Raw genomic sequence first — 10843 nt, 5'->3', positions numbered from 1 at the left:
TGGCCTTCAAAGCCTCAGCCCGGTCCATGGCAGTCGGCAGCTTGGTGACGTTGGTCATGTCCGATTCCTTGTTCAGAGTGATGCCGGAAATCCGCACGGCTCGGCGGCCAGAACGACGGTGACAAGCACCGTCACCGTAATCTCAGTGAACAGTGCCAGGCTGCGGCCCGAGCACGGCAATCGTCTCGGCCAACGCCAGTCGCTCGGCCTCGGCGCGGTCGAAACCGCCCTCGTATTCCCGGATCGCAGCACCCTCTTCGAAGTGCGCGAACCAATCCGCCTGATCATTGCCTGAGGCTGTCACACGGTCTGTCACCACCTCCGTCACACCCGGTGACGTGTGACGAAAATCTCGACCTGCCGTTTCAGCACGTGTGACACGTGTGACGCGTGTGACAGATTGATTTTGTTGATGTTTTTCAGGCGCAGAACGTGTGACGGCAACGTGTGACAGCGTGTGGCCAGTGGGGTCTGTCACACGTGTCACACGTGTCACGCGTTTTTCGGCGGTAGAGAGGGACTTGGTGATTTCGCGGAGGCGAAAGCGAAGATCAGGGCGCATCGGAGCCTCCGTCGAACACCATTGAGGTCATCACGTAGACCCGTAGAGTCGCCCCGCCTGGGGTACGTTCGGACCGCTGCAACCGGCCGTTCGGATCACGCTTCATCATCCCGCGCTCGGCCAGGATCTTAGCGGTGGCTACTGGGTCGAGGCCCGTGCAAACTTCTGACTTCCACATCTCAGGCAAGACGAGCCAAACACGGCCATCGCCGTGGCCACGGCGCCAGCCCGCGCGGTTCGGCACCGGACGAGCGTCGGTGTCGTCCACCGACTCGAAACGGCTCTCGCCGTGCGCCTCGAAGAACCGGCGGACCTGAGCGATGGCCTCCCGGACCTCGGCAGGCTCGGTGCCGCCGCGCGACCCGATCCAGTCCGATAGGGCCCGCGCAGCAGCGGCCTCGGCCTCACCTTCCTGCCACGGCACGATGTTGAAGGTCCGGGCCAGCTCACCCGCGGCGGCGATCATACCGAGCCGCGCGGCGGCACGCCGGATCTGCCCGTCCGAGTCAGCCGGTGCGTGCTCCGCGACGAAGTTTTCCACGAGATCGACGACCAGGGCCCGGGCTTCCTCCTGGCCCATGTCCATCATGGCGCGGACGAACGCGGGTCCGGCCTCGCCGTAGGCGGACAGCGCAGCCTTCTGCAGTGCTTCGGCGAGGCGGGCGGGATCCCCGTCAGGACCGGCGTTGTCGAACAGACCGAAGCCGCGGCCGGCATCCGCGGGCACATCGAGCAGGCGCACCGCCTGACCCGCGTAGGCCTTGCGCTGCTTGTCCTCGGCGATCTTGGCCGCCATCGGCAACTCGCCGGTCGAGAGCGTCAGCACCCGCCACGTCATTGGCGCCCGGATCGAACCGTCCCGGGCGGAGCGACCTTTCCCAACGCCGGAGGCCAACTGGTAGACGGCCGCTGCCGCATCCCGCCCCTCGGCTACGCCGATCTCGTCGAGGCATAGCAGGGTGTCGGTCACTATAGCGGCGGTCGCTTCCTGCGCGTTGGCAGTCGCCCGCCAGGACCGGACGAATCCCGGATCCGAGGCGCCACGACCCCAAACGCTCGCCGCCGACTTCAGCGCCGTCGTCTTCCCGCGACTGGACTGGCCGTAGAGGTTCACCCCGCCACCCTCGCCTCCGACGAGATCGACGAGTGAACCAGCGAAGGCGGTCGATACTGCGAGGACGAGGCGGCTATGCCCGGCCGTCAACCGGCCGATGCTGTCGCGCCATTCCTGAAGCGTCCCCTTCCGCGAATAAGGTGCGGCTGTTGCGCCTGTCAGGATCACCGTCTCAGTCTCGGGCTGGCCGATCACCGCATCGGGCAGCACGAACACTCTCTGCTCGCCGATGATGTGCCAACCGGTACGGTTCACAGTGGTGACGCGTGCCTCCACCGAAACCTGGTTGAGATAATCGAGAAGCGGCCCTCGGCCGGCACGGGAGACCACCAGGCCGCGGGCGGCGAGGTCGGCTGCGAGAGCGCCCATGTCGCCGTGAAGGGCCGCGTCGGCCACAGCATGCTCGTGACGCCTGCCGTCCGGATCACGCCAGCGAAGCCAACGAGCCCAGCCGAGCCCGTAGGGATCACGGGCGCGGCCGATCACCTCGAACGGAGCCGAGATCCACAAATTCTCGACGCTCGCGCTCTCGCCTCGGCCCTTGGTTACCTCCGCCGTCAGGCCATCGCTATTCATGCGGAATCGATCGAAGGAGACGTAACTTGGTGTGGGTTCGGCCCGCTCGACATGCTGCAGGACTAATGCGCGGAGAGCGTCGGGCTGCCAGCCGTCATCATCGAGGCCGGCGGCGGCGTCCCAACCTTCGGGCGGTGTCCGGGCCTCGCCCGAGGGTAACGAGGCAGCAACCCGCATGGCATCTACCGTCGTGACGATGCCCGCGCCAACCGCCGCCAGTTCTCGCTCGACATCGAGAGCATAGCCGAAGCCGGGCGCATCGTTGTCCGGCCAGATCATCACCTGCCGGCCGGCGAGCGGCGTCCAGTCCGCGGACTTCGCCGCCTTGGCTCCCCCAGGACTGGTCACTGCGACGCTGTTCGGGAACACCTTCTGCGCAGCGTCCGCAGCCTTCTCGCCCTCGGCGACGATGACGGAGGCCCTTGGCTGTGCAGCGAGGTGGTCGAGGCCATAGAGCGGTCGCGGTTTCGGCCAGGACTTGTTGAGCCAAGAGAGCCCGTTCGGCGTCTGCCACAGGGTCGTAGGCAGGAACAGCTTGCCGTCGGCGGTCTCGAAGCGTGCGATGTAGCCGAGATCGCAGCCCTCGGCGTCACGGTAGGTATAGACAGCCACCGCCTCGCCGAGCTTCGGTGAGCGGAAGTGGCCCGGGAGCTTTCCGGCTGGGATCGGCAGGACGATAGATTCCGAGGCAGACTCGCTCGCCGGGGCGGACTTCGCGGTGCCGCCAGGATCCTGCTTGTGCGCACGCGCCGACATGCGGTTGATGCTGGAGTCGTCGTTGGCGCTTTTCGGCTCCCAAGGCGGCAAGCCGATCTTTGAGCGCGCGTAGTCCTTGCACAGGAGTTTGCCGTCATCGGCAAAGCTGTCGACCGTGATGTCGGAGCCATCGTCGGTGAGCCAAACCGTGAGAGACCGATCGGCGGACGAGTGACCCGGTCCCGGCGCCCGAACCTTATTCCCGCGAACCTCGCCACCGAGGGCGCGAGCGATACTGTCGAGGCTCAGCATGATGCGCCGCCCTCCTGTGCCTGAATGAGAGCTTGGATGAGTTCGGGGAGACGATTGCGGCTGAGGCACACGCCGCGCTTGGTTGGCATCGGCTCGCCGTCGGTACCGATCAGCCGGGCGAAGGTCCGGATGTCGACGAGGTCGAACCCATTGAAGGTGGCCAGGCTGATCCTGACCTCCTCCACGTTGTTCTTCACCACAGTCGCGATGAGGGTGGAGGCGGTCACTGGCGCCCCCATCGATCCGCCACGCCGTAGGCATGGGCTGCGACCACCGCAGCAAGGGCGGGGCTGAAATCGTACCGGGCGCGGAGGCGAGCGGTCTGGATTTCGAGTGGGCTAAGTGCTACCTCATGATTGTCATTCTGCCGAGAAAGACATCCCGAGGGCCGCCGGCGTGCCACCGCCGCGCGGCCTTCATTTTGATAGACCATGCGGCTACGCGGCCTCCTGCACCAGAGACGCTGCAAATGCTCGAATGCTTTCGTCGGTGATACGCGTGCCGTCGCCGACCTTTACGGCAGTTAACTTGCCGTCCGCGATCAAGCGATAGAGCAACGTCTTTCCAATCGCGAGCATGTTGCAGGCATCGGGCACACGATGCAAAAGCTTCCCCGTTGACGCGCGCAGGTCTCCCTGCGGCGCCTGAACCTTGTGAAAGTTCATGGCTGCTGTCCTTTATAGGCCGCCAATGCTGTAGCGGCCACGAGGGAACAATGGCGTCCTGCGATTGGAACAAAAAGAACTAAGATGTGGCCGTTTATTCCATTTTGGTGGGTGTTCTGTGCTTATTCCGGTAGTCATTATAGGCCTGTCTAGCGAAACCGCCGGGCTCGACGTCCAGCTCTAGAATATCAGCTACCGCATAGCAGATTTCTTTAAATGGACTGCCTCTATTTGGAGTCCTTCCGGTTACGTCATGGAATGTTTTTCCTAATATTGCTCTGATCATATGATTTTTATTGTTCCTGGGCCTTCCTTTTGTGGCGCCAGTGATCGATTTTTTTATTTTCAATTTGCTCGAATTATCTTTTAACAAATTAAGGTCGTTGATCGTCGATTCGATATGATTTTTCATAAGGCCATTGTCAGCAAATAACTGAAACGTCGGAGCATGCATGTTGCTCAGTGCCGCCACAAGATCTTTTGATAGCTTAGCAATTTTTATTCGTTCTTTTTCTGCGGCTACAAAATCTGCATTAATATATAGTGCTGGCGTCTTCGACGAAGATGCGCCCCTTAATCTCCAAAGCAAGCCAACGGTGCTGTTTATAGTCATTTCGATGTGCTCGGATGGGGCGTCCGCGCGTGGCACCAACTGCCGGAATGTGGCCTCTAGTCTTAGCTTGAGTTCTGCGTCCGAAGGCATGTGAAGGTCTATTGGCTAGAACACATTGCCGCCCAAGCGGCCATTAACTCGCGCCGCTTCTCGAACAGATCGCCACGCCGATACGCCGCTTCGACCTTGCTCTCGATGGCGTGCGCAAGCGCCATCTCAACCACCTCGGACGGGAAGTGCGTGGTCTCGCTGGCCCAGTCTCGGAACGAGCTGCGGAAGCCGTGAACCGTCAGGTCGGTGCGCTCCATCCGCCGGAGCAACACCAGCATGGCCATGTTGGACAGCGGCTTGCCGCGCCGGCCACCGGGGAACACGAACGTGTCGTCGAGACCCTGCATCTCCCCGAGGATGGCCAGGGCCGCCGCCGACAACGGCACCCTGTGCTCGGCTCCGGCCTTCATCCGCTCGCCTGGCACGGTCCAGATGCCGGACTCTATGTCGATCTCGGACCACCGGGCGCCCAGCGCCTCGCCCGTCCGGGCCGCCGTCAGGATCGTGAAGGCCATCAGCTTTGCCGCCGTGCCAGGCTGAGCGGCGACCAGTGCCATGAACACTGGCACCTGCTTGAACGGCAGGGCGGCATGGTGCTCGACTTTCCGGACCTTGGACCGCTTCGGCAGCAGGTTGGCGAGGTGGCCTTTCCAGCGCGCTGGGTTCTCGCCGCGCCGGTAGCTGTTGGTCGTCGCCCAATCCAGGATCGATTCGATCCGTCCCCTCACCCGGGTCGCCGTCTCGGGCTTTGTCGCCCAGATCGGACCCAGCGCCTGCATCACCAGGCCGGTATCGACCGCCTGCACCGGCAGGTCGCCAAACACCGGGTAGACGTAGGTCTCCAGGGTCGCGGTCCACTGCGCCGCGTGCTTGTCGTTGCGCCAACCGGCCTTGTGAGCGTCGATGTAGCCGGCGGCGCAGGTGCGGAAGGTGATCGCCTTCGCTGCCTCTACAGCGGCGTCCTGTCGCTGCTCGCGCCGCGTCTCGATCGGGTCGATGCCCTCGTAGCAGAGCTTTCGGCAGGTCAGCGCTTTGTCTCGCGCCTCGGCCAGCGAGAAGGTGCTCACCGGGCCGAGCCCCATCTCCCGGGACTTTCCCTTCAAGGTGTAGCGGAAGACCCAGCTCTTCCCGCCCCTACCGGACACCTGCAGCCAGAGGCCGCCGCCGTCCCCGTACATGCCCGGGGTCTTCAGACGGGTCACACCTAGCGCGGTCAGCTTACCCTGCATGCTATTCGCACCCACGACGCTATCCACATCGTAAACGCGAATTTGGGCGAACGCCAGCGGCCTGCCGCGAACGGCAAGCTTAGGATTACCTAGCGATTTGAGTGGTTTAGAGTGCTGCTGCGAACGGTGGCGAACAGGTATCTGGCGGAGGGAGCGGGATTCGAACCCGCGATACGGTTTCCCGTATACACACTTTCCAGGCGTGCGCCTTCAACCACTCGGCCACCCCTCCGGCCGCGGACAGGGCGCCCGGGCGCAAGAGCGCCGGGCGCGACCAGGGCCGCGCGGTGGGGTGCTGTTAGCCGGGTGCGCCGCCGGGCGCAAGGCAATGGTGCCCGGGCGGGACGAAAACCGTCCCGCCCGTCGGATTTACGCCTCCGGGTCGAGGTGGAAGTGCACGCTCTCGACGTTGGCGCGCTCAAAAGCCTGCATCACGTGCTGGTAGGAGCGCTCCATCTCGGTGGCGTCGTCGCCCGGGGTGTCCTCGGGCTTCAGCACGAACATCAGCAGCGAGCGCCCGGTCACGGCGTAACCGGTGCCGAACGAAAAGCTCTCCACGTCCTGGCTGTCGGGCAGGTTGGTGTCGAGCAGCCGGGTCCAGGCCGCCCCCCCCACCGATTCGGGCAGGGTGAACGTCACCAGGTCGTGGTGGGCGTTGAACATGATCAGCAGCGTGGCGTCGCCGCCGCGGCGGTGCAGGCCGGTGGCCTGGGCGCGGCCGTCGAGCTGGACCGCGAAGGCCTTCGCCTCCCCCTCCGACCAGTTCTCGCTGGCCATCTCGCCCCCGTCCGGGCGCAGCCACGTCACGTCCTTGACGCCGAATTCCTCGTCGTAGCGGCCGGTGAGGAAGCGTCCGCGGCTGAGGATCGGCAGGGCGTTGCGCAGGATGACTAGACGCTGGGTGAACTCGGCCAGATCCCGCTGCTCGTCGCCGATCGCCCCCCAGTCGAGCCAGGAGACTTCGTTGTCCTGGCAATAGGCGTTGTTGTTGCCGTTCTGGGTGCGGGCGAACTCGTCGCCGGCCAGCAGCATCGGGGTGCCGCGGGACAGGAACAGCGTCGCCAGCATGTTGCGCATCTGGCGCAGGCGCACCGCCTTGATCTCCGGGTCCTCGGTCGGGCCCTCGACGCCGTAATTGTACGAGAGGTTGTGCGAGTGGCCGTCGCGGTTGCCCTCGCCGTTCGCGTCGTTGTGCTTCTCGTTGTACGCCACCGAGTCGTGCAGGGTGAAGCCGTCATGGGCGGTGAGGAAGTTCACCGAGGCCCAGGGCTTGCGGCCGCGCTTGTCGAACTTGTCGGCCGAGCCCGAGACCCGGGCGGCGAGGTCCGGCAGCAGGCCGGGATCGCCCCGCCAATAGGCGCGCACGTCGTCGCGGAACCGGTCGTTCCACTCGGCCCAGCCGGGCGGGAAGCCGCCGACCTGATAGCCGCCGGGGCCGCAATCCCACGGCTCGGCGATCAGCTTGACACCGTTGAGCACCGGGTCCTGCCGGCAGGTGTCGAGGAAGCCGCCGCCCTCGTCGAAGCCGTAGGGCTCGCGGCCGAGGATGGTGGCGAGGTCGAACCGGAAGCCGTCGACCCGCATCTCGGTCGCCCAGTAGCGCAGGCTATCGGTCACGAGCTGCAGCACCCGCGGATGCGACAGGTTGAAGGTGTTCCCGGTGCCGGTGTCGTTGATGTAGTAGCGCGGCTCGCCCGGCATCAACCGGTAGTAGGAGGCGTTGTCGACGCCTTTGAACGACAGGGTCGGGCCCTTCTCGTTGCCCTCGGCGGTGTGGTTGTAGACCACGTCGAGGATCACCTCGAGGCCGGCGCCGTGGAAGCGCGAGACCATCTCCTTGAACTCGGAGAAGGCGAAGTCCGGCACCGCCGCGTAGCGCCTTGCGGGGGTGAAGAACGAGATCGTGTTGTAGCCCCAGTAATTCACCAGGTTCTTCTGCTGCAGGTAATCGTCCTGCACGAAGGAATGGACCGGCAGCAGCTCCACCGAGGTGACGCCGAGGCTCTTGATGTAGTCGAGCACGTCCGGGGTGCCGAGCCCGGCATAGGTGCCGCGCAGCTTCTCCGGCACCCGCGGATCGAGCTTGGTCATGCCCTTCACGTGGGCCTCGTAGAAGATCGTCTTCTCCCACGGCACGTTGGGCTTGCGGTGCCGGCCCCAGGTGAAGGCCGGGTCGATCACCCGCGAGCGGCGGTTGAACGGCGCGCTGTCGCGCTCGTCGAAGGTCAGGTCGTCGCCCGATTCCATCTGGTAGCCGAACAGGGCCGGGTTCCAGGTGATCGAGCCGACGAGACCCTTGGCGTAGGGGTCGATCAGCAGCTTGTTGTGGTTGAACCGGTGGCCGGCCTTGGGCTCGTAGGGGCCGTGGACCCGGTAGCCGTAGATCGTGCCCGGGCGGGCATCCGGCAGGTAGCCGTGCCAGATCTCGTCGGTGTATTCGGGGAGCTCGATCCGCTCGATCTCGCGCTCGCCCTGGTCGTCGAACAGGCAGAGCTCGACCTTGGTGGCATGGGCCGAGAACAGGGCGAAGTTGACGCCCAGCCCGTCCCAGGTGGCGCCGAGGGGATAGGGCTGGCCTTCCTGGATGCGCGTGCGGGTCGCGCGGGTCTGCGATGCGAGACGTCGGGAATCAGACATGGACACTCCGGGACGCGACCCGCACGGCCACGTGCCGCTGCGGGGAGCGTCCAGTGAACGTGCCGACAACTGCGAAGCTCCCGCGGTGCCGCAAAAATCGCTGCCGGTGTCGTCCTGAGGACTCGATGCGGCTTCGATAGGCGATGTCGCTTTCATCGCAGCGGGCGCGGGCGGGCGGCGGCTTCAGGCGCAACGGCTCACATGTCGCGCCGGCCTGCTTTCGAGCGGTTCGCCCTGGACGGATGTGAGGTCCGGTATCAGATCGGATATGCGGTCACGAGAGCCATGAAGGCACCGTCGTCGATCAGCCTCCAGACGGATCTGACTTGATGACTCGATCCGTCGGGCATCTCCATCTTACCTTCGTATATGTGCTTGGTCACAAACTTATTCGCTGCGACACGGGAAAAATAATCGCTGCGTCCGTGATCGAGGAGCGCGGCAATGAATGGCCGGGGGTCCTCCCGGGTAAAGCCGCGGGCGAGAAAAAACTCAGCTTTCGGCCCACCTTCGACATGACCCGTGTCGAGGAGATAGCCGCGGATCTTGACGTCCGGGATGCGCGGCACCGGTACCCGTGCACCGGGACGTGACATCCGGGTCAGGCAGCCGCAAGCGCTTCGGCCAAGATCGTCGCGTTGCCGACAACCGGGCTCGCGAACTCAACCTCGTAGGCCTCGCCGCCGGCATAGACCTCCACGATGGTCCCGCGCGAACCGGCAGGCACCGGGAGACCCTCGTCCGTCACCACCTCGTGCAGGGTCGCGACCACGCTCAGCTCAGGGAAGAGCGGCTTGGCTTCCGGTACCTTGCGCAGGGTGTGCATCGTCTCGAAGGACATGTGCCGAACCTGCCGTGAAGCCGGATTGGACGCAACCCTCGCGATCCGGAATCCGATGAAGGTTTGCCGCCGGGGAGAGCCTCCGGGATCCGATGCGGTGACGGGCAAGCGGAGGGGAGGCTCCGCGGGCGCGTTCGGACAGGGACATGGTGGAGGATCCGGTTGCCGCGGATGGGGCCGAGGCCTTGTTCTGAGGCCGTTTTGCCGAGTCCGACGCGGGAAGCCGCTGGACCGGGCCCGACGCGAGCAGGCGGGGCCCCTCAGTTCGATCCCGCCGCCGTGAAGCTCCGGTCGACAACCTGGCCGACGTCGAGCCTCTTCGACAGGATGCCGTAGCGGGTCGCGCGGTCCGAGGCCTCCTGGACCTCCGCGACCACGCCGTCATCGATCCCGATCGGGCTGGTCCGCTGCGCCGAATAGGCCGCGCGCAGCACGTCCTCGGGCAGGCGGGTCAGCGCGGCGGTGCTCTTGGCGTAGGTGTCGAGATGGTCGAGCGACCACAGCCGGGCCTTGTTCAGGCGCTCCAGCAGGTCCTGCACGGCCGCCCGCTTGGTGGCGATGGCGCTCTCCGAGGCGACGATGAACGTGATGGTCGGCGTCAGCCCCTCGCCGTCGGCGATCACCCGGGCCTTGTCCTTCAGGGCCGCGAACGAGACGTAGGGCTCCCACACCGCCCAGGCATCGACCGAGCCGGCGACCAGGGCGACCTTGGCGTCTACCGGGTTGAGCGGCGCGAAGGTGGCGTCGTCCAACTTGATCCCCGCTGTCTCCAAGGTCGCGTCGATCAAAAACTGGCCCCAGCCGCCGCGGGTGCCGGCCAGGCGCTTGCCCTTGAGGTCGGCGGCCGACCGGATCGGCGAATCCTGGCGCACCAGGATCGCCTGGCTCCGCGGGTCCGACTTCGTGCCGCCGATCGCCTTGATCGGGGCGCCGGCCGCGTAGGCGGTGAGCAGCGACAGGTCGCCGGTATAGCCGACATCGAGGGCGCCGGCATTGAGCGCCTCCAGGATCGGCGCGGCGGCGGGGAATTCCGCCCAGGCGATGGTGTAGGGCAGGTCCTGTCCGTAGCCGGAGATCTCCAGCAGCGATCGGTTGCCGCCCTTCTGGTCGCCGACCCGCAGCACGATCGGCTCGGCCGCGCGGGACGGGACGGCCGCCAGCACGAGGGCGGCGGCGAGCCAGGCGGCCGCGCGCCGGCGGGTGAGGCAGGAGGCGTCGGGGAGGATTCGCATATGGCCTGTTTCGTTGCTCGGCTCACGAGGCGCGAGCGATCGAGCGGAGCGGCGAAGTTTATGGGAGCACCCGCCGTGTACAAGGAAACGGTGATCTGTATTGCAGGCGGATCGGGTGATGGTGTTTTGCGTGATCCGCCCCTGCGAGAAGATCGGCATCGTCGCGGCAGGGCGCCCGTCCCGCCCAACCCCCTCATCCTGAGGTGCGAGGGCAGCGAGCCTCGAAGGAGCCCTCCAGGGATCGCGCGGCCGGCTGGAGGGCTCCTTCGAGGCCTCCGCTGCGCGGACGCACCTCAGGATGAGGGTGGTGGGTGA

The 10843-nt window shown here is 65.5% G+C and carries 10 protein-coding genes and 1 tRNA gene; 1 reads left to right on the top strand and 10 read right to left on the bottom strand.

What is annotated here, in order from left to right:
- A partial coding sequence (locus MKL09_RS05945) for a hypothetical protein (RefSeq protein ID WP_244018855.1) occupies nucleotides 1-295 on the top strand: 295 nt, incomplete at its 5' end.
- A gap of 256 nt (nucleotides 296-551) precedes the next feature.
- Here MKL09_RS05945 and MKL09_RS05940 read toward each other — a convergent pair.
- The 10 genes from MKL09_RS05940 to MKL09_RS05900 form a co-directional block, all read right to left on the bottom strand.
- The gene (locus MKL09_RS05940) at nucleotides 552-3008 is read right to left on the bottom strand and encodes a DUF927 domain-containing protein (protein WP_409566903.1); all 2457 of its coding nucleotides are present in this window, start codon (nucleotides 3006-3008) and stop codon (nucleotides 552-554) included.
- Between the two features lie 245 nt (nucleotides 3009-3253).
- Nucleotides 3254-3499 carry a transcriptional coactivator p15/PC4 family protein gene (locus tag MKL09_RS32300; protein ID WP_409566901.1) on the bottom strand — a complete coding sequence of 82 codons (246 nt, stop codon included), beginning with the start codon at nucleotides 3497-3499 and terminating at the stop codon, nucleotides 3254-3256.
- Between the two features lie 198 nt (nucleotides 3500-3697).
- Complete coding sequence (locus MKL09_RS05935) at nucleotides 3698-3925, bottom strand: helix-turn-helix domain-containing protein (RefSeq protein WP_244018852.1); 228 nt, start codon at nucleotides 3923-3925, stop codon at nucleotides 3698-3700.
- 94 nt (nucleotides 3926-4019) lie between these two features.
- Nucleotides 4020-4628, bottom strand: a complete 609-nt coding sequence (locus MKL09_RS05930) for a hypothetical protein (protein ID WP_244018850.1) — start codon at nucleotides 4626-4628, stop codon at nucleotides 4020-4022.
- Between the two features lie 8 nt (nucleotides 4629-4636).
- Entirely contained in the window at nucleotides 4637-5818 is a 1182-nt protein-coding gene (locus tag MKL09_RS05925) for a tyrosine-type recombinase/integrase (protein ID WP_244018869.1), read from the bottom strand.
- Between the two features lie 142 nt (nucleotides 5819-5960).
- Nucleotides 5961-6050: transfer RNA gene (locus MKL09_RS05920), tRNA-Ser, on the bottom strand.
- A 137-nt stretch (nucleotides 6051-6187) separates the two neighbouring features.
- The gene (gene glgX, locus MKL09_RS05915) at nucleotides 6188-8455 is read right to left on the bottom strand and encodes a glycogen debranching protein GlgX (protein WP_244018848.1); all 2268 of its coding nucleotides are present in this window, start codon (nucleotides 8453-8455) and stop codon (nucleotides 6188-6190) included.
- A 257-nt stretch (nucleotides 8456-8712) separates the two neighbouring features.
- On the bottom strand, nucleotides 8713-9024 hold the full coding sequence (locus tag MKL09_RS05910; RefSeq protein WP_244018847.1) for a DUF6883 domain-containing protein: 312 nt from the start codon (nucleotides 9022-9024) through the stop codon (nucleotides 8713-8715).
- 32 nt (nucleotides 9025-9056) lie between these two features.
- Entirely contained in the window at nucleotides 9057-9296 is a 240-nt protein-coding gene (locus MKL09_RS05905; RefSeq protein WP_244018845.1) for a DUF4926 domain-containing protein, read from the bottom strand.
- A 260-nt stretch (nucleotides 9297-9556) separates the two neighbouring features.
- The gene (locus tag MKL09_RS05900) at nucleotides 9557-10528 is read right to left on the bottom strand and encodes an ABC transporter substrate-binding protein (RefSeq protein ID WP_244018843.1); all 972 of its coding nucleotides are present in this window, start codon (nucleotides 10526-10528) and stop codon (nucleotides 9557-9559) included.
- Nucleotides 10529-10843 lie beyond the last annotated feature (315 nt).

It is taken from the genome of Methylobacterium sp. J-048 (genome assembly GCF_022829515.1).
Classification (GTDB): domain Bacteria; phylum Pseudomonadota; class Alphaproteobacteria; order Rhizobiales; family Beijerinckiaceae; genus Methylobacterium.
The sequence above is the reverse complement of the archived record's forward strand: the minus strand, read 5'-3'. Positions and strand labels throughout refer to the sequence as shown.